General features: G+C 74.8%; 22 protein-coding genes. 10 read left to right on the top strand and 12 right to left on the bottom strand.

Going from position 1 to position 26,472, the window contains the following annotated elements; translation table 11 throughout:
- Positions 1 to 103: 103 nt before the first annotated feature.
- The 4 genes from GXB85_RS10435 to mtrA form a co-directional block, all read right to left on the bottom strand.
- Positions 104 to 877 carry a ComF family protein gene (locus GXB85_RS10435; protein WP_370524158.1) on the bottom strand — a complete coding sequence of 258 codons (774 nt, stop codon included), beginning with the start codon at positions 875 to 877 and terminating at the stop codon, positions 104 to 106.
- Positions 878 to 944: 67 nt separating this feature from the next.
- The gene (locus GXB85_RS10430) at positions 945 to 2,669 is read right to left on the bottom strand and encodes an LpqB family beta-propeller domain-containing protein (protein WP_161917592.1); all 1,725 of its coding nucleotides are present in this window, start codon (positions 2,667 to 2,669) and stop codon (positions 945 to 947) included.
- Positions 2,669 to 4,384, bottom strand: coding sequence for an MtrAB system histidine kinase MtrB (mtrB, locus tag GXB85_RS10425; protein ID WP_370524157.1), 1,716 nt, complete (start codon positions 4,382 to 4,384; stop codon positions 2,669 to 2,671). Before mtrB ends, GXB85_RS10430 begins: the two co-directional genes overlap by 1 nt.
- Positions 4,385 to 4,394: 10 nt before the next feature.
- Positions 4,395 to 5,078: an MtrAB system response regulator MtrA gene (gene mtrA / locus GXB85_RS10420; RefSeq protein WP_161917591.1), complete on the bottom strand. Its 684-nt coding sequence runs from the start codon at positions 5,076 to 5,078 to the stop codon at positions 4,395 to 4,397.
- 193 nt (positions 5,079 to 5,271) lie between these two features.
- On the opposite strand from mtrA, the gene GXB85_RS10415 reads away from it, so the two are divergent.
- Genes GXB85_RS10415 through GXB85_RS10395 form a run of 5 tightly spaced genes read left to right on the top strand, consistent with a single transcriptional unit; the run spans position 5,272 to position 11,026 of the window.
- A complete protein-coding gene (locus tag GXB85_RS10415; RefSeq protein ID WP_161917590.1) occupies positions 5,272 to 6,633 on the top strand; it encodes a glycerophosphoryl diester phosphodiesterase membrane domain-containing protein in 1,362 nt (453 codons plus the stop codon).
- Positions 6,634 to 6,687: 54 nt separating this feature from the next.
- Entirely contained in the window at positions 6,688 to 7,356 is a 669-nt protein-coding gene (locus tag GXB85_RS10410) for a DUF4129 domain-containing protein (protein ID WP_370524156.1), read from the top strand.
- A complete protein-coding gene (locus GXB85_RS10405) occupies positions 7,353 to 8,609 on the top strand; it encodes a DUF4350 domain-containing protein (RefSeq protein ID WP_161917589.1) in 1,257 nt (418 codons plus the stop codon). The genes GXB85_RS10410 and GXB85_RS10405 overlap by 4 nt, the downstream gene beginning before the upstream one ends.
- A complete protein-coding gene (locus GXB85_RS10400; protein ID WP_161917588.1) occupies positions 8,606 to 9,727 on the top strand; it encodes a MoxR family ATPase in 1,122 nt (373 codons plus the stop codon). The genes GXB85_RS10405 and GXB85_RS10400 overlap by 4 nt, the downstream gene beginning before the upstream one ends.
- A gap of 6 nt (positions 9,728 to 9,733) precedes the next feature.
- The gene (locus tag GXB85_RS10395; RefSeq protein WP_161917587.1) at positions 9,734 to 11,026 is read left to right on the top strand and encodes a DUF58 domain-containing protein; all 1,293 of its coding nucleotides are present in this window, start codon (positions 9,734 to 9,736) and stop codon (positions 11,024 to 11,026) included.
- Positions 11,027 to 11,072: 46 nt separating this feature from the next.
- Here the strand turns inward: GXB85_RS10395 and GXB85_RS10390 are convergent, their stop codons facing one another.
- Positions 11,073 to 12,068, bottom strand: a complete 996-nt coding sequence (locus GXB85_RS10390; RefSeq protein WP_161917586.1) for a stage II sporulation protein M — start codon at positions 12,066 to 12,068, stop codon at positions 11,073 to 11,075.
- A gap of 133 nt (positions 12,069 to 12,201) precedes the next feature.
- Here GXB85_RS10390 and GXB85_RS10385 point away from each other — a divergent pair, with 133 nt between their 5' ends.
- Positions 12,202 to 13,020 (top strand): RDD family protein, encoded by an 819-nt coding sequence (locus GXB85_RS10385; protein ID WP_161917585.1) that lies wholly within the window; start codon positions 12,202 to 12,204, stop codon positions 13,018 to 13,020.
- A 54-nt stretch (positions 13,021 to 13,074) separates the two neighbouring features.
- Here GXB85_RS10385 and ahcY read toward each other — a convergent pair whose 3' ends face one another.
- Complete coding sequence (gene ahcY / locus GXB85_RS10380) at positions 13,075 to 14,589, bottom strand: adenosylhomocysteinase (protein WP_161917584.1); 1,515 nt, start codon at positions 14,587 to 14,589, stop codon at positions 13,075 to 13,077.
- A gap of 444 nt (positions 14,590 to 15,033) precedes the next feature.
- Between ahcY and GXB85_RS10375 the strand changes: the two genes are divergently transcribed.
- The 3 genes from GXB85_RS10375 (at position 15,034) to GXB85_RS10365 (ending at position 18,148) form a co-directional block, all read left to right on the top strand.
- Positions 15,034 to 16,218 carry a glycine betaine/L-proline ABC transporter ATP-binding protein gene (locus GXB85_RS10375; RefSeq protein ID WP_161917583.1) on the top strand — a complete coding sequence of 395 codons (1,185 nt, stop codon included), beginning with the start codon at positions 15,034 to 15,036 and terminating at the stop codon, positions 16,216 to 16,218.
- The gene (locus GXB85_RS10370) at positions 16,215 to 17,081 is read left to right on the top strand and encodes a proline/glycine betaine ABC transporter permease (RefSeq protein WP_202627822.1); all 867 of its coding nucleotides are present in this window, start codon (positions 16,215 to 16,217) and stop codon (positions 17,079 to 17,081) included. Before GXB85_RS10375 ends, GXB85_RS10370 begins: the two co-directional genes overlap by 4 nt.
- A gap of 125 nt (positions 17,082 to 17,206) precedes the next feature.
- A complete protein-coding gene (locus GXB85_RS10365) occupies positions 17,207 to 18,148 on the top strand; it encodes a glycine betaine ABC transporter substrate-binding protein (protein WP_161917582.1) in 942 nt (313 codons plus the stop codon).
- Positions 18,149 to 18,266: 118 nt separating this feature from the next.
- Here the strand turns inward: GXB85_RS10365 and GXB85_RS10360 are convergent, their stop codons facing one another.
- The 4 genes from GXB85_RS10360 to GXB85_RS10345 are packed head-to-tail and all read right to left on the bottom strand — an operon-like array spanning position 18,267 to position 20,586.
- Positions 18,267 to 18,461 carry a Trm112 family protein gene (locus GXB85_RS10360; protein ID WP_161917581.1) on the bottom strand — a complete coding sequence of 65 codons (195 nt, stop codon included), beginning with the start codon at positions 18,459 to 18,461 and terminating at the stop codon, positions 18,267 to 18,269.
- Positions 18,458 to 19,945: a phosphomannomutase/phosphoglucomutase gene (locus tag GXB85_RS10355; protein WP_161917580.1), complete on the bottom strand. Its 1,488-nt coding sequence runs from the start codon at positions 19,943 to 19,945 to the stop codon at positions 18,458 to 18,460. The genes GXB85_RS10360 and GXB85_RS10355 overlap by 4 nt, the downstream gene beginning before the upstream one ends.
- 47 nt (positions 19,946 to 19,992) lie before the next feature.
- Positions 19,993 to 20,220, bottom strand: coding sequence for a hypothetical protein (locus tag GXB85_RS10350; RefSeq protein ID WP_161917579.1), 228 nt, complete (start codon positions 20,218 to 20,220; stop codon positions 19,993 to 19,995).
- A gap of 3 nt (positions 20,221 to 20,223) precedes the next feature.
- Complete coding sequence (locus GXB85_RS10345; protein WP_161917578.1) at positions 20,224 to 20,586, bottom strand: DUF3499 domain-containing protein; 363 nt, start codon at positions 20,584 to 20,586, stop codon at positions 20,224 to 20,226.
- A gap of 150 nt (positions 20,587 to 20,736) precedes the next feature.
- Between GXB85_RS10345 and GXB85_RS10340 the strand changes: the two genes are divergently transcribed.
- Positions 20,737 to 21,207: a metallopeptidase family protein gene (locus GXB85_RS10340; protein WP_161917577.1), complete on the top strand. Its 471-nt coding sequence runs from the start codon at positions 20,737 to 20,739 to the stop codon at positions 21,205 to 21,207.
- A gap of 41 nt (positions 21,208 to 21,248) precedes the next feature.
- On the opposite strand, the gene GXB85_RS10335 is transcribed toward GXB85_RS10340, so the two are convergent.
- Positions 21,249 to 23,051, bottom strand: coding sequence for a DUF5719 family protein (locus GXB85_RS10335; RefSeq protein ID WP_161917576.1), 1,803 nt, complete (start codon positions 23,049 to 23,051; stop codon positions 21,249 to 21,251).
- On the bottom strand, positions 23,048 to 26,455 hold the full coding sequence (locus GXB85_RS10330; protein WP_161917575.1) for a glycosyltransferase: 3,408 nt from the start codon (positions 26,453 to 26,455) through the stop codon (positions 23,048 to 23,050). Before GXB85_RS10330 ends, GXB85_RS10335 begins: the two co-directional genes overlap by 4 nt.
- Positions 26,456 to 26,472 lie beyond the last annotated feature (17 nt).

The raw sequence follows: 26,472 nt of genomic DNA, 5'->3' as shown, positions 1-26,472 counted from the left end.
ACGAGACGCACCACCCCCTCCCGGGGCCGCGCTGCACCGGGCGGGCCCGACGGCCTCGCGGCTCGCCCTCCCGGGCCCTGACGTACAGCTCCATGCACTGACGCTAGACCCCCGTCCCCCCTTTCGCCACGCTCGACGTGCGCCGTCCGGGGGACGGAGTCGCGGCGAGCACCAGAGCGCCCAGGACGAGCCCACCCGAACCGGACACGAGCGCCTCGCACGCGGCCAGGGTGCTGCCCGTGGTGACGACGTCGTCGACCAGCAGATGGAGCGCGCCCGGCGCGGGACGCCGTGCGAGGACGTACGAACCAGCCGTGTTGCGTCCGCGGGCCCGGGCCCCCAGCCCTACCTGGTCGAGCCCACCCGCCCGTCGCAGGAGCGGCGCGGCCCGCGCGTCGGCCCCCGCGCGCACCAGGCCGTCCACCACGGCCGAGGCGAGGCCGGCCACCAGGTCACCACCGCGCCTGCGCCGGGCGGCGGTCCCCGTCGGGACGCCGACCACGTGCACCGCGGTGCCCCGTGCCGCCTGCACCACGTCGTCGAGGCGCCGGGCGCCACGCCGGGCCGCTCGCTCGAGGGGACGCCCCAGGTCGCGGCGCCCTCGGTCCTTCCACGCCACCACGACACCGCGCGCCTCGCCCTGGTACGTCGCGAGGGCCCAGACGGGGAGCGGGTCGAGGCCGCGAAGCCGGGCCGGGTCGCGGTCCAGACGCGGGACGTCGTCCTCGCAGCGCTGCGGCGGACCGTCGAAGCAGTGCGCGCAGCGCGAGCACAGGGGCTCGTCCCAGAGCCCGCAGCCGGGGCAGCGCACGGGTACGACCAGGCGCGCGAGGTCGCGCAGGCCTGCGCCGACGACGGTGGTGGCGGTGAGGTGCACGCGACGACCATGCCCGGTCCCAGGGTCGGCAGGTGCGTCCTCCACAGGCCGGGCCACGGGAGCGCGGCTACCCGGGGAAGACGGGGTCGCGCACGCCGGTCGCGGCGACCACCCAGCTCGAGCCCTGCCGCGAGTACAGGACCCCGCCCTCGACCGCGAGGTACAGACCGCGGTCACCGCGGCTCGACGCGATGCCCACGGTGTCGCGCACCATCGGGAGCACCTGCGTCGGCCCGCCGATGGGCACCAGGTGCATCGTGGGCGTCGGCGTGCTCAGGGTCCCGCTCGTGCCGAGCACCGCGAGCATGCCCTCGTCCGTCCAGGCGACCTCGGTCACGTCCTCGAGCGCCGACCCGACACGCACCGTCTCCGTCGTCACCCGCTGCGGCACACCGTTCTCGTCCCGCACCACCCCGGCCACCTCGATCGTCGCGTCACGTCCGCCCGCGCTGGCAGACACCACGGCGATCCGCGCGCCGTCGCGTGAGACGCGCAGCGAGCGCACGACGCGCGCGTCGAGCCACTCGGCCTCGACGGCCACCTGGTTCCCCCCGGCGTCGACCGCCGTGAGCGTCCCGCCCGAGGACGTCTCACCCGCCCACACCCAGCCGAACCGGTCCACCGTCGGCGCGATGAGTGAGCTGCCGCGCAGCAGCTCGACGGGCGGCGACGCGTCGAGAGGCAGCAGCAGCACCCGCGTCGTGCCGTCGCGCACCACGCGCACCTGCTCGTCCGGGCTGAGGGCAGGACTGTTGGCGTCGATCCCCGTCAGCGGTGCGGCGTCGTCGAGGGGCACCACCTCGTCGCGCCCCTCGACCACGGCGAGCCGGTCGTCCGACAGCACGAACGGGCCGCGCTCGGGCGCGACGTCCCGACGCAGCTCCAGGGGCTCCCCGACGTCCCAGGGCAGACCGCCGACGAGCGTCTCGACCGAGGTCACCAGGGTGCCCGGCAGACGCCCGAGGGTCGTCTCGAGCTGGGTACGCAGCAGGCTCGCGTCGGCGGGCTCGGCCACGCGCACGTCGGCGGACAGGTCGACCGTCGCGACGGCGTTGGTGACCGGGACCGTCGCCGTGCTCAGGCGTGTGCCCTCCGGGAAGCCCGAGACGACGGCGTCGCGCAGCCACGGCGAGGGGCCCGCGAGAAGCTCGGAGACCGCCGAGCTCGCGGTGTTGCGCGACGGGAACCACCGCATGTCCGGGACCAGGTGCGTGCGGTCGGGGGTCGCGAAGTACAACGCGGTCCGCCGGAACACGACGTCGTAGAAGTTCGGCGCACGCATGAGCACGCCGTCCGCGAGCGCGGAGATGCGCCACTGGCCGTTCTCCTGCCGCACCTCGAACACGAGCTCGGTGGGCAGCGAGCCCGGCACGGTCTCGGTGTAGCGACCACCCGCGTCGACCGTCGCGATCACGGGCACCCGCACGAGGAACGTCTGCTCGTCGTCGCCCTCGACGATCGTCGGCTCCTCGCCCTGGTAGACCAGCACCTGCGCGCGCGGGTCCCACGCATCGGCCGTCCGCGTGGTGAGGTACTTGCGCGCGATCTCGAAGTCGTCGTAGAAGCCCGCGCTGCTCGCGCTGATGAAGTCCATGACGAGGCGCTCGGGCTCGGCGTCGGGCACCGGGTCGTTGCCGATCGGGATGACGGGTGCGGGCTCCGACACGGGCACCTCACCGCTGTTGATGGGGCCCGACGTGGGGATCGCCGCGCAGCCCGCGAGCCCGACGGCGGCGAGCACGAGCACGCCCAGCGCGCGGGACCGGGTCCTGCGACGGGTGGTGCGCGACATCAGGCCTCCAGCCGGTCGAGGTCGGGCAGGGCTGCCGGGTCGGAGCCCGACGGCACCGCGTGCGTGGCCGCAGGCGTCGAGGTCGTCGCGTCCGCGCGGTCGTCGGGCGCGAGCGGGAGCGGGGAGGAGTCGAGGACGATGCCCGCGCGCCTCGGGAGCGTCAGGCGGAACAACGCACCCTCGTCGGGCCTCCCCCACGCCTCGAGCCACCCTCCGTGCAGACGCGCGTCCTCGATCGAAATCGCCAGGCCCAGCCCCGTGCCGCCCAGCGTGCGGGCGCGAGCGGGGTCCGCACGCCAGAAGCGGTCGAAGACGTGCTCGACCTCCTCGGCCGTCATGCCCACGCCGTGGTCACGCACCGAGACCGCGACCGCCGTCGCGTCGGCCGCGAGCCGCACACGCACCGGTCGCCCCTCGCCGTGCTCGATCGCGTTGACGAGCAGGTTCCGAAGCACGCGCTCGACACGGCGCGGGTCGATGTCCGCCCCGACGCGCGTCTCGGGCACCTCGACGTCGAGCCACGTGCCGCGCCGCTGCGCGAGGGGCGCCGCCTGCTCGACCACGGTCAGGACGACGTCGCGCACGTCGCGGTGCTCGGCGTCGAGCATCGCCGCGCCGGCGTCGAACCTGCTGATCTCGAGGAGGTCCGCGAGCAGGGCCTCGAACCGGTCGAGCTGCGTGGTCAGCAGCTCGGCCGAGCGCCGTGCGGCCGGGTCGAGCTCGTCCCGGGACTCGTGGATCACCTCGGCGGCCATGCGCACCGTGGTCAGCGGTGTGCGCAGCTCGTGGGACACGTCGGAGACGAACCGCCGCTGCATGTGCGACAGCTCCTCCATCCGGTGGATCTGGTCCTGGAGGCTCTCGGCCATCTCGTTGAACGAGCGCGCGAGCGTGGCCATCTCGTCGACGCCGCGCACGGTCATGCGCTCGGTGAGGTTGCCGTCGGCGAGACGCTCGGCGACCCGTGCCGCGATCCGCACGGGCAGCACCGCCTGACGCGTGACGAGCCAGGTCATGGCGCCCAGCAGGCCGATGAGGAGCGCACCCGCGACCGCGAGCACCTGCTGCACGAAGGACAACGTCTGCTGCTCGGTCTGCAGGTCGTACAGGTAGTAGAGCTCGTACTGCCCGACGGCGGGCACGTTGACCACCGAACCCACGAGCACGCCCGGCACCACGGCGGCCTCGCTGCCCGGGAGGGCGCCGTCGGCCGGGATCCCCACGTGGGTCCAGCGCTGCACGTCGGAGGTGCGCACGGCCTCCCGCACGGGCTGGCTGATGAGGCTGACGAGCTCGGGGCGGCTCGCGGGATCGGTGACGAACAGCGAGGGCACACCTCCCGGTGACCTGCGCAGGAACACGTCGCGCTCGCCGGGGCCGCGTACCTGGAGCGCGGGGACGAGGTTGTTGAGCAGGGCCTGCACGTCGTCGCCGGTCGAGGCCGTCGACGCGTCGAGGGTGCGCTGGGCCTCCTCCGTGGACCGCGCGCTGTCCTCGAGGATCTGGCTCACGCGCTGGTCCACGAGGCCGTCGCGGATGCTGTCCGACAGGTACGTGCCGAGCAGGCCCACCGCCACGATGCCCACCACGAGGGTCGACGTCACCACGCGCACCTGGAGGGAGGCGCGCCAGCGGTGCCACAGCACACGTGTCACGCGCTCGCCCCGCAGGCGGACCAGCCTCAGCCCGCGCCGGAGCCGCTGCAGGGAGCTCACGCCAGGGACCTCACGACGAGCCGGAGCCCGCCTTGTAGCCCACACCGCGCACCGTCACGACGATCTCGGGCTTCTCCGGGTCGTGCTCGATCTTCGAGCGGAGGCGCTGCACGTGGACGTTGACCAGGCGCGTGTCGGCCGCGTGCCGGTAGCCCCACACGCGCTCGAGCAGCACCTCGCGCGTGAACACCTGCCACGGCTTGCGCGCGAGCGCGACCAGCAGGTCGAACTCGAGCGGCGTGAGCGGGATGAGCGTGCCGGCGCGCGTGACACGGTGACCCGTGACGTCGATCTCGAGGTCACCGATGGTGAGGTGCTCGGGCGTCGGCTCGTCGGTGCGGCGGAGCCGGGCGCGGACGCGCGCGATCAGCTCCTTGGGCTTGAACGGCTTGGAGATGTAGTCGTCCGCCCCGGACTCGAGCCCGAGCACGACGTCGACCGTGTCGCTCTTGGCGGTGAGCATCACCACCGGCACCCCGGACTCCGCCCGGATCTCGCGGCAGATCTCCGTGCCGTCCTTGCCGGGGAGCATGAGGTCGAGCAGGACGAGGTCCGGCTGACCGTTGCGGAACGCCCCGATCGCCTCGTCACCGTGCGCGCAGAACAGGGGCTCGAAGCCCTCCGAGCGCAGCACGATGCCGATCATCTCCGCGAGCGCGACGTCGTCGTCCACCACCAAGATGCGACCCTTCATGGCCTCATGGTGTCACCTCGCACCCCCGGGCCGGGACATCCTGTGGCGAGCCGACGCGGCGCGTCGGCGTGACGTGGCACGATGGCCCCGCCGGGGAGGGGCCGCGCACGTGGCGCCACCGGTGCGCAGGCGCGTGCGGCAGCAGCCGGACGCACCGCGCGATGTCCGTGCAGCCCAGGACGCAGGAGACGCCGTGACCGTGCCCGACGAGCCCACGCGCGGGGACGGCCGTCCCGCGCCCGCCGCACCCAGCGGGTGGGGCGAGGTGGCCGCGTCCCCGCCCGGGTACGGACAGGGGGCGCCCGCTGCGGGTCAGGGCCAGCCGCAGGGTGGTCAGCACGGCCAGCAGCCGCAGTACGGGCAGCAGCCCTCGTACGGCCAGCCGCAGGGCCTGTACGGGCAGCAGCCGCCGTACGGCCAGCCGCAGGGCCAGTACGGGCAGCAGCCTCAGTACGGGCAGCCGCCCTCGTACGGCCAGCCGCAGGGCCAGTACGGGCAGCCTCAGTACGGGCAGCCTCAGTACGGCCAGCCGCAGGGCCAGTACGGGCAGCCCCAGTACGGGCAGCCGGGCCTCCCTCCGGGATACCGGCCGCCGCCCGTCCAGCGCGGGATCGTGCCCCTTCGCCCGCTGAGCCTCGGAGAGATCTACGACGGCGCGTTCCGTGCCGTGCGGCACAACCCCAAGGTGATGTTCGGCTTCAGCACGATCGTCGTCGTGATCGCGACCGTGGTCGGAACGCTGTTCCAGTGGCTCGTGCTCCCCGAGATCACGCGGGCGCTGAGCTCCACGGCGTCGACGGGCGACATGATGGCCGACGCCTACATGGACGACTCGCTCGGCTACTCGTTCAGCTCGCTCGTCATGACCCCGTTCACGCTGATCGCGACCGCAGTACTCAGCGGAGCCCTGACCGTGTCGGTGAGCCGCTCCGTGATCGGCCAGCGGATCAGCATCGGCATGCTGTGGACCTCGAGCTGGCCGCACATCCTGCGGGTGGTCGGCTACACGGTCGTCCTGTCGATCGCGAGCCTCCTACCGCTCGCGGGCGTCGTCGCAGGCATCGTGGGGCTCAGCACCGTCGCCGACGACGTGACCACGTTCCTCGTCGGGCTCGTCGGTGCGCTGCTCCTGGTCGTCGGCTACGTCTGGGCCGGGACCCGGCTCCTGCTCGTGCCACCGGCGATGGTGCTCGAGCAGACGGGATGGCGCTCGGTGGGGCGCGCGTGGAGGCTCACGCGCGGGAGCTTCTGGCGGGTGCTCGGCATCTACCTGCTCACCTCGATCATCGTGAGCGTCGTGGCGCAGATCGTGGTGTTCCCGGTCGCGATGATCGCGTCCTTCCTGCTCATCGCGCCGGGAGCGGGCTCGCTCGCGCCCGCCCTGGTCGTCACGAACCTCGGCACCGCCCTCGCGACGGTCCTGACCGTCGTCTTCCAGGCCGCCGTCGTCGCCCTGCTCTACATCGACCTGCGCATCCGCCGCGAGGGCCTCGACGTCGAGCTCGCACGTGCGGCCGAGGAGGCCGCCGGCGAGGCGGGCGGGGTGCGCGCCTAGGTGGTCGCCCCGGTCCCGGTCCCGCTCGCCGCGTCCGCACCCCACGGTGCGTCCGTGCGCCTGCGCGTGCCCGTCGAGGTGCCGGTGCAGCCCGATGCGGAGACCGCACGCCAGTGGGTCCGGGAGGAGCTCTCCGACCCGATCTACCACGAGTCCGAGAGCCTGCTGGACCGCCTCGTGACGTGGGTCCTCGAGCAGCTCGACCGGCTGGGTCAGGCCGCCTCCGGGGTCGACGTCCGCACCGCTCTCGTCGTGATCGTCGGGCTCGTCGTCGTGGGCGTGGTGATCGCCCTGGTCGTGACCGGACCGGTCCGCCGCGCACGCGCCGCTCGCCGCACGTCGCGTTCCGTCTTCACGGACGACGTGCGCACCACGGCGCAGCTGCGTGCGAGCGCCGACGCCCTCGCCGCGCAGGGGCTCTGGTCCGAGGCCGTCCTCGACCGCTTCCGCGCGATCCTGCGCTCGCTCGAGGACAGGGCGCTGCTCGACGACCGGCCCGGCCGCACCGCGCACGAGGCCGCCGACGAAGCCGCGGCACGCCTCCCCGACGTCGCTGCGGACCTCGTGCGCGCCGGTCGCCTCTTCGACGACGTCTGCTACGGCGAGCTCCAGGCCGGGCCCGACGACGACGCGTGGCTGCGCGAGCTCGACCAGCGGGCGACCGCGACCCGGCCCGTCTCGGCGCAGGTCGCCGCGGCGACGGGGATGGTGCGGCCGCGATGACCGCACCCCCGGCCCCGTCCCCGCTGCGACCGAGCGCGCCCACGCGGTCCACGGTCAGCGCGACCTCCACGGTGATGGGCGACGGCACGACCGCCTCGAGCCGTGCGCGGCGCCGGTGGCGTCGCGCCGTGGTGCCGCTCGTCGTCGTCGCGCTCCTCGCGCTCGCGGCCTTGCTCGCCGCCGTGCTCCGGCCCGCGACGTCGGGCACGCCGCTCGCCCCCGACAACCCCGAGCCCAACGGCGGCCGCGCGCTCGCGCAGGTGCTCGAGCGTCAGGGCGTCACGGTCGAGCACGTGAGGACCTCGGCCGAGGTCGCGCGTGCCGCGGAGCCGGGCACGACCCTCCTCGTGACCTCGACGTTCTTCCTCCTGCCCGACCAGGTCGACGTGCTCGCGGACACCGGCGCCGACCTCGTGCTCGCCGAGCCCGACTGGACCGCGCTCGACTCGCTCACCGACGGTGCGCTCGACACCGGGTGGGCGGACAGCACGAGCACCACCGTGCTCGCACCCGAGTGCGCGGACCCTGACGCGCGCGCCGCCGAGGGGATCGACAGCGACGGCTCGGGGCTCACGTCCTACGGGGACGCGACGATGTGCTTCCCGCACCCCGAGGCGGACACGTTCGGCGAACGCCAGTACGCCTACGCGGTCTGGGACGACGACGCCCGCCGGATCACGGCGATCGACGACGCGACCCTCCTGACGAACGCACGCCTCGCGGACGAGGGCCACGCGGCCCTCGCCCTGCGGGCCCTCGGCCGCAACGACCACCTCGTCTGGTACGTGCCGGCGTTCGAGGACACGGGCGTCGAGGGCGGTGGCGTCCAGCCCACCGGCAGCCTCCTGCCGAGCTGGGCAGGGCCCGTCGGTGCGCAGCTGGTCGTCGTCGTGCTCGTGCTCGCGGTGTGGCGGGGACGCAGGCTCGGCCCGGTCGTCACCGAGCCGCTGCCCGTCACGGTGCGCGCTGCCGAGGCGACGGTCGGCCGCGGTCGCCTGTACCGGCGCTCACGTTCCCGCGGGCACGCCGCAGCCGCGCTGCGCGCAGGGACCGCACGGCGGGCCGCCGCGAGGCTCGGCCTCCCACGTTCCGCCGGGGCACCCGAGGTGCTCGAGGCACTCGCCCGCGCCACCGGACGCGACACCGCGCAGGTCGCCGACCTGCTCTACGGACCACCACCCACCGACGACGCAGGGCTGGTCGACCTGACCCGCCGGCTCGACGAGCTCGAGAGCGAGGTTCACCGCACGTGACCCACCCCCACGTCCCCGGCCCCGACCAGCAGGGCCCGGCAGGCCCACCGCCGTTCCCGCCCCAGGGCGCACCCGCGCAGCCGCCCACGGGTCATCAGGCCCCGTCCGGGCAGCCCGCTCAGGCCCCGCCGGCCGCACCGTCCTACGCGACGTCCACCTTCACGCCCTCCGCCGAGCTGCGGCAGGGCCTCGGACGGCTGCGGGCCGAGGTCGGCAAGGCCGTCGTCGGGCAGGACGCCGCGGTGACCGGCCTGGTGATCGCGCTGCTCTGCCGCGGGCACGTGCTCCTCGAGGGTGTCCCGGGAGTCGCCAAGACGCTCCTGGTGCGGACCCTGAGCGCGGCGCTGTCCCTCGACACCAAGCGCGTGCAGTTCACCCCCGACCTGATGCCCGGTGACGTCACGGGCTCGCTCGTGTACGACGCCCGCACGGCCGAGTTCTCGTTCCGCGAGGGGCCGGTCTTCACGAACCTGCTGCTCGCCGACGAGATCAACCGCACGCCACCCAAGACGCAGGCGTCGCTCCTCGAGGCGATGGAGGAGCGCCAGGTGTCCGTGGACGGCACCCCGCGCAGGCTGCCCGACCCGTTCCTGGTGATCGCGACGCAGAACCCGGTCGAGTACGAGGGCACCTACCCGCTGCCCGAGGCCCAGCTCGACCGCTTCCTGCTCAAGCTCACGCTGCCGCTTCCCGAGCGCGACCACGAGGTCGAGGTGCTGCGCCGGCACGCCCACGGCTTCGACCCGCGCGACCTCGGCGCCGCCGGCGTCCAGCCGGTGAGCGGTCCGGACGAGCTCGCGGCCGCGCGCGCCGAGGTGGCCCAGGTGCAGGTCGCGAACGAGGTGCTCGGCTACGCGGTCGACCTGTGCCGCGCGACCCGGGAGTCGCCGTCGCTGTCGCTGGGTGTGTCTCCGCGCGGCGCCACGGCTCTGCTCGCCACCGCGCGGGCCTGGGCGTGGCTCTCGGGACGCGGCTACGTCACGCCCGACGACGTCAAGGCGCTCGCGCACCCGACGCTGCGTCACCGTGTGCAGCTGCGCGCCGAGGCCGAGCTCGAGGGCGTCACCGCCGAGAGCGTGCTCGACACGGTGCTCGCCGCCGTGCCCGTCCCGCGCTGAGACCCCGTGGCGATCACCTGGCGTGCCGTCGCCGTCACCGCGCTCGGCGTGGTGGTGGTGCTCGTGCTGCCCGTCCCCATCGTCGTCGTCGGCTGGGCGGTGCTCGTCGTGGCACTCGTCGCTCTCGACGTCGCCCTGGCCGCCTCGCCGCGGCGGGTCGAGATCACCCGCTCCGTACCGGTGTCGGTCCGCCTCACGGAGGCGAGCCGCTCGACGCTGCTGCTGACCAACAGGTCGGGGCGTCGGCTGCGCGCGCTCGTGCGTGACGCGTGGCAGCCCTCGGCAGGTGCCACCGGCAACCGCCACCGCGTGGACCTGCCGGACGGCGAGTCCCGTCGCGTGGTCACGGCGCTGCTGCCGACCCGACGCGGCGACAGGCTCGCGGACAAGGTCACGATCCGCTCGGTCGGGCCGCTGGGCCTCGCGGCGCGACAGGTGTCCCTCGAGGTCCCGGGCCGGTTGCGCGTGCTGCCGGAGTTCGCCTCACGCCGCCATCTCCCGAGCCGGCTCGCGCGTCTGCGCGAGCTCGACGGTCGCACCGCCGTCCAGGTGCGCGGGGCGGGGACCGAGTTCGACTCCTTGCGCGAGTACGTGATCGGCGACGACGTCCGCTCGATCGACTGGCGCGCGACCGCGCGACGCTCCGAGGTGGTCGTCCGCACGTGGCGTCCCGAGCGGGACCGGCGGGTCATGATCGTGCTCGACACCTCGCGCACGTCGGCGGCGAGGATCGGCGACCTGCCGCGCATCGACGCCTCGATGGAGGCCGCGCTGCTGCTCTCGGCGCTCGCCGCGCGCGCGGGTGACCGGGTGGACCTGCTCGCCTACGACCGTCGCGTGCGCGCGCAGGTCGCGGGCACGGGCGGCCCCCGCCTGCTCCCGGCACTCGCCGACGCGCTCGCGCCGGTGGACCCGGCCCTGGTCGAGGCGGACTGGCCGAGCGCCGTCGCCGCGGTGCAGCAGCGGCTGTCCCAGCGGGCGCTCGTGGTGCTGCTGACGTCGCTCGAGCCCGCCGCCGTGGAGACCGGGCTGCTGCCGTCGATCGCCCCGCTCGCGAAGGACCACACCGTGGTCGTGGCGTCGGTCGCGGACCCCGAGGTCGCCCAGCTGCGGTCGGCCCGGGGCACGACCGCCGAGGTCTTCGACGCCGCCGCAGCCGAGCGCACCGAGCTCGAGCGCGCGGCCGTCACGATCCGCCTGCGCCAGCGCGGCGTCGAGGTCGTCGACGCGCTCCCGGACGACCTCGCCCCGCGCCTCGCAGACACCTACCTCGCCCTCAAGGCGGCCGGGCGCCTGTAGCGCCCTGCCTCTCCGACCCCAGCGGGTCCGGACCGCGCAGAAGCGTCTACGCCGCCGTCGGGAGGACGTCGACCGTCTCGGCCGCCCTCAGGTCACCGGTCTCTCCCGAGGCCACGGCTCGCCGTCCGAGCACCAGCACGTAGACCCAGAAGGCCGCGAGCACCAGGGCACCGATCGCGATCTTGAGCCACCACGGCAGGTCCGACGGCGTCACGAACCCCTCGACGAGGCCCGAGACGCCGAGCACCCCCACGAGGCCGAGCGCCACGGTGATGAGCGCCCGGCCCTCCTCCGCGATGGCGCGCCCGCGTGGCCTGCCACCCGGGTCGATGATCGTCCAGAAGATCTTGAGCCCTGCGGCGCCCGCCACGAAGATCGCCGTCAGCTCCATCAGCCCGTGCGGCAGGATCAGCTGGAAGAAGATGCCCAGGCCGTCGTGCAGCGCCATGACACCACCCGCCGAGCCGACGCCCACGGCGTTCTGGAGCAGCACGAAGACGGGCCAGACGCCGCTGATCCCGAAGGCGACGCACTGCGCCGCGATCCACGCGTTGTTGGTCCACACCTGGGCCGCGAAGCTCTCGCCGGGATGGTTCGTGTAGTAGTTCGCGAACTCCTCCTCGGCGTACTGCTCGAGCTGGCTCGGCGTCCCCATCGCCGCCTGCGCCTCGGGCGAGCTGTACACGTGGACACCCGCGACCACCGCGATCACGCAGAACGCGAGGGTCACCGCCACGGTCCACCACCGGATCCGGTAGAGGGCCGCGGGCAGGCTCACCACCACGAACCGCGCGAGGTCGCGCCAGGACGGCTCGTGCGCCCCGGCGATCGCCGAGCGGGCGCGCGCGAGCAGCTGCGAGAGGTGGGACACCGCGGCAGGGTCCGGCGCCGCCGAGCGGATGGCCGAGAGATGGGTTGCGGCCTCCTGGTAGAGGCGGACGAGCTCGTCGGCCTCCGCCCCCGTGAGCCGCCGCCGCCTGGCGAGCTCGTCGAGCCTCGCCCAGGTGCGTCCGTGCACGGCGGAGAAGGCGTCGAGGTCCACGCGGGTAGCCTGCCACACCCCCGGGCGTCGTCGGCGGCGCCCACCCCCAGCCGGTAACCTGCGAGCGGCTGACGCCGACGACGGCGCCGGTCGGCCCGGGCAACACCGGGCTACGGGTGGACGAGGAGGCCTGGTGCAGGACGAGATCCTGATCGGTGAGGGCGTGGTCCTCGACGCGCGTCCGGCCTCGTTCGCGTCGCGGCTCCTCGGCGCGCTCGTGGACGTCCTCGTGCTCGGTGTGGCGGGGACCGTCCTGATGGCGCTCGCCGGCCTGGTGGGCTTCGAGCTCGACCCTGCCGCGAGCGCGGCCCTGGCGATCGCGATGATCGTGCTCGTGCTGGTCGGCATCCCCACCACGGTCGAGACGCTCACGCGCGGGCGATCGCTGGGCAAGCTCGCCGCCGGGATCCGCATCGTCCGGGACGACGGCGGCCCCGTGCGGTTCCGCCACGCCGTGATCCGGTCGCTCGTGGGCGTCGGTGAGCTGTGGTTCACGTTCGGCTCGGTCGCCCTGATCACATCTCTGGTCCACCCGCAGGGCAAGCGCCTGGGCGACCTCGTGGCCGGGACGTACGCGGTCCGCGTGCGTGGCGGCCAGCGCGCACTGCCGCCCGTCCACATGCCGCCGCACCTCGCCGCGTGGGCACGGTCCGCCGACATCCGCCGCCTGCCCGACGGCCTCGCACTCTCCGCGCGTCAGCTGCTGGGCCGTGCGAGCTCGCTGCACCCGGCCTCACGCACGCGCCTGGGCATGCAGCTCGCCGCGGAGGTCGAGCGCTACGTCGCCCCCGGACCGCCGCCCGGTACGCACCCCGAGCTCTTCCTCGCCGCGGTGCTCGCCGAACGTCGCGACCGCGAGTACGCACGCGCGGTGGTCGAGGCTCGTCGCGCCGAGGCCGAGGGCGCACTGGTCCACCGCCTGCCGCACGCGGTGCCGGACCCGAGCAACTGAGCAGCACGGGCCGCCCGCTCCCGCAGACGCTGCACGCCGTCCCGACGGGTGGCGTCAGTAGCGGTAGTGGTCGGACTTGTAGGGCCCTGCGACGTCCACGCCGAGGTACTCGGCCTGGGTCTTGGTGAGCTCGGTGAGCCGCGCGCCGAGCGCGTCGAGGTGCAGCCGGGCGACCTTCTCGTCGAGCACCTTCGGCAGCCGGTGCACGCCCACGGGGTAGGCGTCGCGGCGCGTGAACAGCTCGATCTGGGCGATCACCTGGTTCGAGAACGAGTTGCTCATCACGAAGGAGGGGTGACCCGTCGCGTTGCCCAGGTTGAGCAGACGGCCCTCCGACAGCACGATGATCGACCGCTCGGGCCGATCGCCCTCCGCCGGGAACGTCCACTCGTGGACCTGGGGCTTGATCTCGGTGCGGACGACGCCCGGCACGGCCGCGAGGCCCGCCATGTCGATCTCGTTGTCGAAGTGGCCGATGTTGCCCACGACGGCCTTGTCCTTCATCGCGGTCATGTGCTCGGCCGTGATCACGTCGCGGTTGCCCGTCGTCGTGATGAAGAAGTCCGCCGATGCGACGACGTCCTCGACCCGCACCACCTGGTACCCGTCCATCGCGGCCTGGAGCGCGCAGATCGGGTCGACCTCGCTCACGACGACGCGCGCCCCCTGGCCCCGCAAGGCCTCGGCGGCGCCCTTGCCGACGTCGCCGTAGCCCGCGACGAGCGCGACCTTGCCGCCGATCAGCACGTCGGTCGCGCGGTTCAGGCCGTCCGGCAGCGAGTGGCGGATCCCGTAGCGGTTGTCGAACTTGGACTTGGTGACCGCGTCGTTGACGTTGATGCCGGGGAAGAGCAGCCGTCCCTCCTCCGCGAACTGGTAGAGGCGGTGCACGCCCGTGGTGGTCTCCTCCGTCACGCCGAGGACCCCGGCCGCGACGCGGGTCCAGCGCTGCGCATCGGCGGCGAGCGAGCGGCGCAGCACGCCGAGGACCACGTTGCCCTCGTCCGAGAAGCCCGGGTCCCCCGGTTCGGCGTCGGCCGGGACAGCGCCCGCGGCCTCGTACTCGACGCCCTTGTGCACCAGGAGGGTCGCGTCACCGCCGTCGTCGAGGATCATGTTGGGCCCGCGCGGGCCGTCGGGGCCGTCCGGCCAGAGCAGGATCTGCTCGGTGCAGTCCCAGTACTCGGCCAGGCTCTCGCCCTTCCAGGCGAAGACGGGCACGCCCTGCGGGTCCGTGGCCGTCCCGGTGGGTCCGACGGCGATCGCCGCGGCGGCCTCGTCCTGCGTCGAGAAGATGTTGCACGAGGCCCAGCGCACCTCGGCACCGAGGGCTGTGAGGGTCTCGATGAGCACCGCCGTCTGGACGGTCATGTGCAGCGACCCGGCGATGCGGGCGCCGGCGAGGGGGCGAGTCGCGGCGTACTCACGTCGCAGGGCCATGAGGCCCGGCATCTCGTGCTCGGCCAGGCGGATCTGGTGGCGACCCGCGTCGGCGAGCGACAGGTCACGCACCTTGAACCGGCCCGGCACCTCGTCGAACGTGCGGCCCTGGGCGGAGGAGGTCGACATGGTCGGCCATCCTACGTGGCTGGTCCGACGCGCCCCGGGGCGGGTCGGCCCGGGCGCACGGGCGCTTGCGACTGTTACGAAGGTGTAACGATCGGGCCGAAGCGTTCGCGCAGGTCAGCGCGCCGGGGTCACCCGATCGGCGGGGTCGACGGCCGCTCACCGGGCCTGGGCGCGGTGGACGCTCGACGGCATCCACGACAGGGTGGTGGACCGGCCGGGCCCTTCTGCCCGGCGGCCCGACGCCCGTCCGACGACGGCGCGACGCCCGCTCGACGGACGTCCGAGGGCGAACGACGGGGCGATCCCCCACCGCCGGCTCCCGCCGTTGCACGGCCCGTCACGGGTCATCCCGACCCGTGCTGCCGCTGCGGCCCGGCCGCCGCGGCGCGGGGCCGCCCTGCCCGAACGACGCGCGCCCCGGCGTGCCGACGAGACGAGGGACGAGTGACAGCACTCCGCGCCGACGGCGTGTACAAGGTCTTCGGCAGGCGACCGGGCGAGGCCGTCCGACGCCTGCGCGAGGGCGCGACTCGCGACGACGTCAAGGGCCTGGGCACCGCCGCGGTCATCGACGCGAGCTTCGAGGTGCAGCCGGGCGAGACGTTCGTCGTCATGGGCCTGTCCGGCTCGGGCAAGTCGACCCTCATCCGCATGCTCAACGGGCTGTGGCGACCGACGGCGGGCTCCGTCACGCTCGGGGACGCGGACCTCTCGACCGTCTCGGCCAGGGAGCTGCGCGAGATCCGCCGTCGCCGCGTCTCCATGGTCTTCCAGCACTTCGCGCTGCTCCCGCACCGCACGATCATCGACAACGCGGCCTACCCCCTCGCCCTCCAGGACGTGGACCGCACCGAGCGGCGCCGTCGGGCCGGCGAGGCCCTCGAGATGGTCGGGCTGGCGGGGTGGGAGGACCACCTGCCCGCGCAGCTGTCGGGCGGCATGCGTCAGCGCGTGGGCCTCGCGCGTGCGCTCGCCGCGGACACGGACGTGCTGCTGATGGACGAGGCGTTCTCGGCGCTCGACCCGCTCATCCGTCGCGAGATGCAGGAGCAGCTGCTCGAGCTGCAGCAGACCCTCGGCAAGACGATCGTCTTCATCACTCACGACCTCAACGAGGCCATGCACCTGGGTGACCGGATCGCCGTCATGCGCGACGGCCGGATCGTGCAGATCGGCACCTCCGAGCAGATCCTGTCCGACCCGGCGAACGACTACGTCGCGCAGTTCGTCGCCGACGTCGACAAGAGCCGCGTCCTGACGGCGGCCTCCGTCATGGTGCGCCCCGCCGCACTCGTCACCACGAGCGGGGGCCCGCGCACGGCCCTGCGAGAGATGCGCGAGGCCCAGGCCTCTGCGGCGTACCTCGTGGACCGCGACCGACGCTTCCGTGGCGTCCTGCGCGACGAGGACGTCGTCGCGGCGCAGCGGGCGGGCACCGAGGACCTCACGACGCTGGTGCAGGACGGGCTCACGCCCGTCGCGGTGGACGCCCCGCTCATGGACGTGTTCGCGCCCTCGGCGGAGAGCCCGCTCCCCGTCCCCGTGGTCGACGAGCGCGGCCGGCTCGTCGGTGTGATCCCGCGCGTGACCCTGCTCGAGGCCATGAGCCCCACGGAGGTGGACGCATGATCCCGGAGAGCTTCCGCATCCCTCTCGGCACGTGGATCGAGAGCGGCGTCGAGTGGCTGACCGACACGTTCGAGGTCGTGTTCGACCTGATCAAGACCGTGCTCCTGGCGCTCTTCGACGCCGTCGAGCTCGTGTTCGCCGGGCCCCCGTGGTGGCTCGTCGCCCTCGTGCTGAGCGGCATCGCGCTGTGGGCGAAGGGCTGGCGCCTCGCGGTGGGCGCACTCCTCGGGTTCGTCCTCGTGCTCGGCGTGGACCAGTGGGACAACGCCATGGCCACGCTCGCCCTCGTCGTGGTCGCGAGCACCATCGCCCTGGCCATCGGTGTCCCGCTGGGCATCTGGGCGGCACGCAGCGACCGCGTCTCGACCGCCGTGCGTCCCGTGCTCGACTTCATGCAGACCATGCCGGCGTTCGTCTACCTGATCCCTGTGGTCGTGATCTTCCTGACCGGCCCGGTGCCCGGGATCGTCGCGACGATCGTCTTCGCGCTCGCCCCCGGTGTGCGGTTCACCGAGCTCGGCATCCGGCAGGTGGACCGAGAGGTGGTCGAGGCGGGGCACGCGTTCGGCTCGCCCCCGCGTCGCATCCTCCGCGAGATCCAGGTGCCGCTCGCGATGCCCACGATCATGGCCGGCGTCAACCAGGTGATCATGCTCTCGCTCTCGATGGTCGTGATCTCGGGCCTCGTCGGCGCGCGCGGCCTGGGCCAGCCCGTCGTGAGCTCGCTCGGGCGTATCGACGTCGCGCTCGGCTTCGAGGCCGGGATCGCCGTGGTGATCCTCGCCATGTACCTCGACCGCGTGACCGCCGGTCTGAGCGACCGCTCACCGGTCGCTCGGGCGCTGCGGGCCACCGCGGCCTGACCCCCGCCCGGCACCTCGGGGCCCATGCCCCGCCGTCGGGCACCTGACCTCGCCCCTCCCCCTGGGGGGCTCGACCCGGAGACGGGCCGGAACTCGGGCGGCGCACGCCGTCCAGGAAGGAAGCAATGACTCATCGCAGGAAGACCAGCCTGACCGCCGTCGCCGCCTCCACCGCCGTGCTGCTGGGCCTCGCGGCCTGCAGCACCGGTGCCGAGGACGCCGACACCCCCGCCGACGACGCCTCGGAGAGCACCACGGGTGACCTCGAGGAGATCACCATCGCGCTGCCGCCCGGTGGCTGGCCCGAGGGCGAGGCCGCGAGCTACCTGTGGGCGAACATCCTCGAGTCCGAGGGCTACGAGGTGAACCTCGAGTCCGGCGGCGACATGGGTGTCATCTACACCGCCGTCGCCGGCGGCGAGTACGACCTGTTCCTCGACGCGTGGCTGCCCGTCACGCACGCGGACTACTTCGACCAGTACGGCGAGGACATGGAGCGCCTGGGCGCGTGGTACGACGACGCGCGCCTGACCATCGCCGTGAACGAGGACGCCCCGGTCGAGTCGCTCGCCGACCTGGCCGAGAACGCCGAGGCGTTCGACAACCGCCTCGTGGGCATCGAGCCGGGCGCCGGTCTGACCGGCATCACCAAGGACGAGGTCATCCCGACCTACGGCCTCGAGGGCATGGAGTTCGTCGAGTCGTCGACCCCCGCGATGCTCGCCGAGCTCTCGGGCGCGATCGACGACGGCCGCGACGTCGCCGTGACGCTGTGGCGCCCGCACTGGGCGTACGACGCCTTCCCGATCCGCGACCTCGAAGACCCGGAGGGCACGCTGGGCGACGCCGAGACCATCGAGTCGGTGGGCCGCGCGGGCTTCGCCGAGGACTACCCGCAGCTCGCCGCGTGGCTCGCGGAGTTCACGCTCACGGGTGACCAGCTGTTCTCGCTCGAGAACATCATGTTCAACGAGAACGAGGGCGAGGACAACGAGGGTTCGGTCGAGCAGTGGCTCGAGGAGAACCCCGACTTCGTCGACGACCTCAAGGCGGCCGCCGAGGGCTGAGCCCCACGCAGCACGTCACCGGCCCGACGGCGTCAGGGTGCACCTGGCGCCGTCGGCCACCCGCGAGCCGGGTCCGCACCTGCGGGCCCGGCTCGCGCCGTCCTGCCCGCGGGGCGGGTCAGACGGTGCCGGCGGCGGGGTAGGCCTCGTCGATCAGGAGCACCGGGACGCCGTCGCGCACCGGGTAGGCGAGCGCGCACGCCTCGCCCGTGCACACGAGCTCGGGGGCGCCGTCGGGGCGCGTGCCGTCGCGCAGCTCGCTGGCGCACGCGGGGCAGCGCAGGATGTCGCGGACCCAGCCGTCGGTGCTCATGCGGTCTCCTCCTCGCCGGTGCCCTCACGGACGAGCGAGAGCACGTCGTCACGCACCTTGATCATGATGTCCTCGTCGGCGGCCTCGACGTTGAGCCGCAGCAGCGGCTCGGTGTTGGACGCACGCAGGTTGAACCACCACTGCGGGTGGGCGTCCCAGTGCGAGACGGTGAGCCCGTCGAGCTCGTCCACCTCGACGGGTCCCCCGCCCTGCTGGGTGACGTAGGCCTCGACCACGCGCTCACGCGCGGCCGCGACGTCGGCCACGCGCGAGTTGATCTCGCCGCTCGCGACGTACGGCTCGTAGGCCTCGGCGAGCTGGCTCATCGTCAGGGGTGTGCCGTCAGCGGCCCGCGCCTGCGTGAGGGCCGCGATCACGTGCATCGCCGCGAGCATGCCGGTGTCCGCGAAGAAGAAGTCGCGGAAGTAGTAGTGCGCGCTGTGCTCACCACCGAACACCGCGTCGTTCGCCGCCATCTCGGCCTTGATGAACGAGTGGCCCACGCGCGTGCGCACCGTGCGGGCCCCCGCGGCCGTCAGCAGGTCCGGCACGACCCGTGAGGTGATGAGGTTGTGGATCACGGTGGGCTCGCGCCCCTCGGCGAGCTCGCGTGCCACCTCGCGCAGGCCGACGAGGGCGGTGACGGCCGACGGGCTCACCGGTTCGCCGCGCTCGTCGACCACGAAGCACCTGTCGGCGTCGCCGTCGAACGCGAGGCCCAGGTCTGCCCCGTGCTCGACGACGGCGGCCTGCAGGTCTCGCAGGTTCGCGGGCTCGAGCGGATTCGCCTCGTGGTTGGGGAAGCTGCCGTCGAGCTCGAAGTACAGCGGCACGATCTCGAGCGGGAGGGCGGGCAGCCCCGCCGCGGTGCCGAGCACCGCCGGCACCGTCAGCCCGGCCATCCCGTTGCCCGCGTCGACGACGACGCGCAGCGCGCGTCCCGCACCGAGGTCCACGAGCGAGCGCAGGAACGCCGCGTACTCGGCGAGCGTGTCGTGCTCGGTGACGCGCCCGGGCGAGGTCATCGGGTCGCCGATGCCCTCGGCGAGCAGCTGGCCGGCGCGCTCGCGCACGGTGTCGAGGCCCGCCCCCTCCCCCACCGGCCGGGCACCCGCGTGGCACATCTTGATCCCGTTGTACTCCGCGGGGTTGTGGCTCGCGGTGAACATCGCACCGGGCAGCCCGAGGCTCCCGGACGCGTGGTAGAGGCCGTCGGTCGAGCACAGGCCGATGAGCTGCACGTCGACGCCGCGCGAGGTGACGCCCTCGGCGAACGCGGTGACCAGCGCCGGTCCCGTCTCGCGCATGTCACGCCCCACGACCACTCCCGGCCGCTCGGCGTGCTCGACGCCGAGCACCACCACCTCGGCGAACGCCGCGCCGATGGCGCGCGCGACCTCGGGGCTGAAGGGGTCGGGGACGACGCCCCGGACGTCGTAGGCCTTGATGAGGCCGCTCAGGTCGGGCTGGGAGGTGCTGGTCACGCAGGCAGCCTAGTGAGCGCCAGGCGTCGCTGCCGCACCCGTCAGCGTCAGCGCGGCTTCTTGGCCGACCGCGCGAGCACGGTCTCGATCGGCAGGCTCTGGGCGAGGCCGTCCTCGCCCACCGTGAACCACTCGCGGCGCTCGCACGCGTGGCACGAGACGAACGTCACCTCGGTACCGTCGGTGAGCACCATCGGGAGTCGGGTGAGCTGCGGGCTCGCGCACGACGAGCAGACCGTCGGCTCCAGGCCGCCCCCTGCCGGTCCTGTCGACATGCCTCAGGTCCCCTCCCCGCGCAGCACCCGCAGGTGCCCGCGTCGCGTGATCTCGCCCGTTGCGCTCGGCTCGGGTACGTGAGCCGGCTCAGGTGGTCGCCCGGCCTCGCGCACGGCCTCGGCGAGTGCGACCAGGTCGTCCGGGCTCGGCCCCACGGGGACGAACTCGGGCGTGAGGCGGACGACCTCCCACCCCCGCGGCGCCGTGAGGCGCTCCGCGTGCTCGCTGCACAGGTCGTACGAGTGGGGCTCGGCGAGGTGCGCGAGCGGGCCGAGGACCGCCGTCGAGTCCGAGTACACGTACGTGAGCGTGGCCACGGCGGGACGACCGCACGCACTGCGGGAGCACTGGCGACCGGACCTCACGACGAGGAGGTTACCTTCCCGCCCCGACACGGCCCGGGCACCGGGCCCGGCGCGCCGCGTCACGTCCGGTGTCCGGGCGCCGCACCCGGCCACGGCGCGCGCGCACGCCTACAGTGGGCGGCAGAGCCGCACGACGTCGGGGAGGCAGGGATGAGCGCGTCCGGTCCGCACGACGGCGACGTCGCGCCCGCCGGCCCCGCCGTGGCCGCACACCGCCCTCGCCGGCGGGACCGTCGCGGCCGAGGCCTGCGGGGGCTCGTCGTCCCCCACACGCTGCCCGGCTACCGCACGCGCGCCGAACGCTTCGACGACGCGGTGCTGGGTGCGGTCGAGGCGCTCGAGCGGCGGTGGGGACGCCAGCTCGAGGGCACGGAGTTCGCGGTCGAGGAGGTCCCGCCGTCGCAGCCCGCACCCTGGGAGCACGGCGGGGTGCCGCTCGGCAGGTACTTCCCGTCCGACGTCGGGATGCCGGCACGGATCGTCGTCTACCGGCGACCGGTCGAGACGCGTGCGACCGACGACGCCGACCTGGCGGAGCTGGTCCGCGACGTGCTGGTCGAGCAGGTCGCGCACCTGCTCGCCCGCCCGCCCGAGGAGGTCGACCCGCGCTACCGCCCGTAGCGCCGCGCGGCGCACGCACGTGAGCGCCCACCGACGGTCGCTCAGCGCACGCGCACACCGACGGTCGCGGGACGGTCGGGGGCGGCGACGGGGACGAGTGTCGAGACGAGCGGCCCGTCGGGCGCGTCGCGTCGCAGCACGGCCGCCCACACCAGGCGGGGGTCGTCGGTCACCACGGTGACGCCCACGGGCACGTCGCCGGGCGCAGGCTCCGCCTCCCCGGCGGCGTCCTCACCCGCGTCGAGAGCGAGCTCGGCGAGCGGCACCGTCGTCGTCGAGCCCACCGTCACCTCGAGCGACCGGCCGGGCACGGTACGCCCGTCGGCGGTCACCACCTCGAGCTCGACCGAGACGTCGTCGCCGGTCACCTCAGCGGCGTCACCGGCGGCCACCGTGTCGTCGACGGCGCCCAGCGCGAGCACGCCGTCGACGGTCGGGAGCGCGAGCGTCGACACGCCTCCGGGCGTGAGGCTCGGCAGCCACGCGCGCTCGACGGGCGGGCCGTCAGGCCCCGCGCCCTCGCCCGGCCGGCTCAGCAGCACGCCGGCGAGGACGGCGCCGTCGGCCTCGACCACCACCGTGTGCACGCCCGCAGGAGCGCCGGCGAGCGGCACGTCGACCACCACCCCGGGCTCGAGGGTCACACCCTGCGCACCGGGCAACGGCACGGCACCCTCCGTGCCGAGCAGGGTCACGTCGGCCCGCACGGCCTCGTCGCCCGGCGCGAGCAGCCGCAGCTGCGCCACGTCGACGTCGCCCGGCTCGGAGGCCGGGAGCGCGACGCCGGGCACCGTCTGCCGCGTGGCCGGCCGGGCGCCGGGCACCACGAGGTCCACGCCTGCGGGCGTCAGGCCACGCAGCTCGCTGTCCTGCACGTACGCCGCGACCGCGCCGCCCGACGCCGTGGCACGCACCACCGCGCGGCGCTGGTCGGCGGCGACGCCCTCGAGCAGCACGACGCGCTCGGTCCCCGGCGGCACCAGGTAGGTGGGCGCGCCGGCGAGGTCGACCGGCCCGCCGGCCCCCCACAGCTCGACCGTGACCGTCGCGGCCGTGCGACCAGGGTTCTGCAGCACGAGGCGCGCGCTCGAGCCCACGGACGTGCTGCCGCCCACGAGCCACGCCTCGGTGCTCGCAGGCCGACACGACGCCGCCGCGAGCCCGCGCAGATCGCCGTCCGTGGTCGTCGTCAGCACCGCGGCGGCGGCCTCGGGCGCGACGTCCCCCTCCGGCTCGGCCCGCACGACGACGCCCGTCGACGCGTCGTCCACGCGGCGCGCGTCCCCCGACCCGTCGCCGAGCTCGTCGTCGGGAGCACCGAGCGCGGTGAGTACCGTCGTCGTCCCCGCACGTGCGACCGCGGCGAGCACCGAGCTCGACCCCTCGAGGGCCGGGTCGAACTGGGGGTCGTACGCGACGTCCTCACCGGGCTCGGGCTCGGTGGGCAGGCGGAGAGGTCCCGGGCACACGAGCGTCGTCGCGGTCGCGTCGACGGGGACGGCGAGCGACGGTGCCGCGGCGGGTGCGGGGGCGGCCAGCCGCTCACCCGCGAGCAGGACCCCCGCGGGCAGCGCGAGCACGACGACGGTGCTCGCGGCACGGCCGAGCACGTGGCGCACACGCGCGGCGCGACGCACGCGCACGGCCCCACGGGGCTCGACCACCTCGGGCTCGTCGACCTCCGGCCCGGGCGCGCCGGCCTCCACCGGCTCGGTCGCCCCTGCCGCTTCGGGCACCTGGACGGTGTCCGCCTCCGATTCCGCGTCCTGAGGCGGCTGCGCCTCGGCCGACCGCGCCTGCGATGCCTCGTCCTCGGCGGGCCGTCCCTCGGGCTCGTCGCTCATCGCGGTCCTCCCCGACGTCGTCGTGTCGGCAGCGCCAGCAGCACGGTCGCGAGCAGCACGACGCCCTGCACCACGAGCCACGGCGTGCGTGAGGTGGGGCTGTGCTCGACCACCAGGAGCCCGCCCTCGGGGGGCACCTCGAAGGCCTGCTGCCAGCCCGTGCCCACGGCCCGCAGACGACGCCCGTCGAGCCACGCGCGCCACTCGGTGTCCGCACGCTCGGCCAGCACGAGGAGCCGCGGGCCGTCGCCCGGCTCGAGGGGGGTCTCGATGCGTCCGCCCGGCGCGGGCACCGGCGCGATCAGCTCGCCCGGGGCACCGTCGACGTCGCGGACGAGCCGCGCCCACGCGCTCGTCGTGCCGAGCTCGGCCGCGGCGACACGCCAGATCACGCCTGCCTCGGTCTCGGTCATGCGCTCGAGACCGAGCGTCGCGTCGAGGCGTGCGACGAGCGAGCGCCGGGCGTCGGCCGCGGCACGTGCCGCCTCCGCGTCCGGCCCTGCGCCGTCGGACCCAGCGGCCGCGGATGCCGGGGCGAGCACGGCGCCCACACCGAGCTCCGCGAGGCGCGCACCCACGTCGTCCGAGGTGCCCGCCACGAGCGCGGCCACCGTGCGCGCCACCTCGGCCGTCGCGTCGTCGGCCGGCGCGGGCGTCGCCGCACCCAGCCCTCCGCGCAGGCCGCTGCCCGTGACGGCCCGCGACACCTCGGTCATGCGGCGTCCGTCGCTGCGCAGCAGCACGGCCTCGACGCTCTCGCCGGTCGACTCGAGCGCGAGCACGCGCAGGCGTTCGGACGACTGCTGCATCTGCTGGCCGACGGCGGGCACCACGGGTGCCGCGCGCACGTCGAGCACCCTGTCCCCCGCGGCGCCTGCGGACCACGAGCGCGCGTCCCACGCCCATGCCCCGAGCACCACGGCCGGCCCCGCGACCACGGCCACGGTGAGCAGCCCGGCGGTCGCCTGCCGCCAGCCGAAGGTGTGGCGCGACATGCGTCCGCGCAGCCCGTCGGCACCCACGAGGCCCGCGAGCACGAGGCCCGCGAGCACCACGCTCACGGCCGGCCCGCTCCACGAGGTGGTCAGCGTCGAGGTGTCCTCGGCGACCGCGGTGTGCGCCCGGGTCGCGACGAGCCCGGCGAGGAGCCCTGCGGCGACGAGAACCCAGCCGGCACGTGCGGCGCGCCCCGGGGCCCCGTGCCGGACGAGCGCGAGCAGCGCGGGCACCACGAGCAGGGCACCCACAGCAGCCGGCACGACGTCGGCGCCCAGCCCGCCCCACGCGAGATCCGCGCCCAGCACGGTCGCCCCGGGAGCCCCGGGCTCGGGCAGACCCAGCAGCTGTTGCCACAGCGGTGCGGGGTCCGTGGCGGCCGGCAGGCCCGGGTCGGTCAGGAGCACGCGCCAGTCCCCGCGCGCCCATCCGGACACCGCGTCCACGACGAGCGGGCCGTGCACCACGAGCGAGGGAACCGCGACCCACAGCAACCGACGGCGGTGCGGCGTCAGTGCCGCGACGACCACGAGCACGAGCAGCGCGACCGGCAGCAGCACGGGGGAGCCCGCGGTCGCGACCACGAGCGCGAGCCCGCCGGCCGCCGCGGCCGCGAGCGACGGCTCGGCGTACCGCACGGGGGCGGGCGCGACGGTCCCGGAGGACGACGGCGCGGAGGCGTCGTCGTCCTCACGCCGGGCGTCCAGCACGCCGGAGGCCACCGCGTCCACGCGGGCGGTGCCGATCGCGCGCGCCGTCGCGAGCACGAGCCACGGCAGCGCCACGTGCGCGAGCAGCCCACCGAGCCTGGCCTGGTCGAGGGACATCAGCAGCGCGGGTGCCGCGACCCAGGTCAGCGCCGCCCACAGGCGCAGACCCACGGAGCGCGTCGCGGCCCCGGCCGCGAACCAGCCACCGAGGGCCGCGAGCGCGAGCGCTCCGAGCACGACGACGGTCACGGCACCCTGCTGCGATCCGGTGAGCGCGGTGAGCGGGAGCAGCGCGGTGAGCACGGGGTCGGCCGCGGCCGCATGACCCAGGTCCGCCTCGACCCACCCGTCACCGAGGCCCGCGAGCACCGCGCGCAGGCTCGCCGGACCCTCGGCGAGGGTGCCGCCCACCAGCCGTCCGCCCGCGAGCACGCCCGCCACGAGCGGTCGCACGGTCAGCGCCGTGAGCACGAGGGCGAGCACGCCCACGGCGGCCAGGCCCGCGCGCCGGCGGCTGCGCAGCGCCGCGAGCTCGGCGAGCTCGAGCTCGCTCGGCGCGGTCCGCACGCGGCGCAGCTCGGCCGCGGCGAGCCTGCGGTCGCGTTCCTGGCGCACCACGTCCCGCCAGCTCGCCTGGAGCGGACGCAGCGACGAGCGCCGCATCCGGCGGGTGCGTGACGCACGCCGTCGGGCGCGCACCACCCGTCCCGGGCGCGCGAGCACGGCCCACGGGGCGAGCAGCTCGGCGACCACCAGGTGGGGCTCCTTGAGCACGAGCCGCGCCATCGCACGCACGAGCGAGCTCACCACGGCGAGCACGGCGACCAGCGGGACCAGCCCGAGGGGTACCCCGGCGAGCTGGGAGTGCAGGTACGCCTCGCGGCGGGCCTGGGCCGAACGTCGCGCGTCCCAGCCGGGCCGGTTGAGGATCGCGCCCGCGACGGGACGGGCGAGCGAGGCCTGCGCGTGCCGCACCACGGCGCCGGGCACCACGACCACCCGGTGCCCGGCGAGCCTCGCGCGCCTGCACAGGTCGAGCCCGTCCCCGTACGGGCCGAGGGCCGGGTCCGGGCCGCCGAGGTCGTCCCACACGTCCCGGCGCACGAGGGCGCCCGCGAGGCCCACGGCGAGCACGTCCTCACGCGCGTCGTGCTGCCCCTGGTCCACCTCGGGCGTGTCGAGCCCCGTCATGCGCCGGCCGAAGCGCGACGTCGTGAACCCGACCTCGAGCACCCGCACCGGGCCGGACCACGTGCGCTGCTTGCACCCCGCGACGCCCACGGACGGCGCGAGCTCGACCGCGGCCAGGAGGGCCTCGAGCGCATCGGGCTCGGGCGTGCTGTCGTCGTGCAGCAGCCACACCCACGCCCCGCCCGAGGTCGTGGGTGGCTCGCCCGCATGGGCGAGGCCGGCACGCACCGCGTCGCCGAACGTCCGGGCGTGCGGGGCCGGCACCGTGCGCGGCAGGCGGGTGCCCTCACCCGCGTCGACGACGACGACCCGCTCGGGCGGCCTCGTCTGCGCCGCGAGGCCTGCGAGGGTCTCGGCGAGGTACTCGCTCTCGCCGCGCGTCACGACGACGGCGACCACGTCGACGCGCGTACGCACGCCCGGTCGTCCACCCGTGGGCGGGGTGGCGCTGCGGCGCACCGGGCGGTCCTCGCGCGGCGCGTTGGTGCTCGTGGGGGCGTCAGACATCCGGGGTGCGCCGTGCG

It is taken from the genome of Cellulomonas sp. APG4, assembly GCF_009996735.1.
Classification (GTDB): Bacteria; Actinomycetota; Actinomycetes; order Actinomycetales; family Cellulomonadaceae; genus Actinotalea.
Note: the sequence above shows the minus strand (reverse complement) of the source record. Positions and strands in the feature narration are given on the sequence as shown.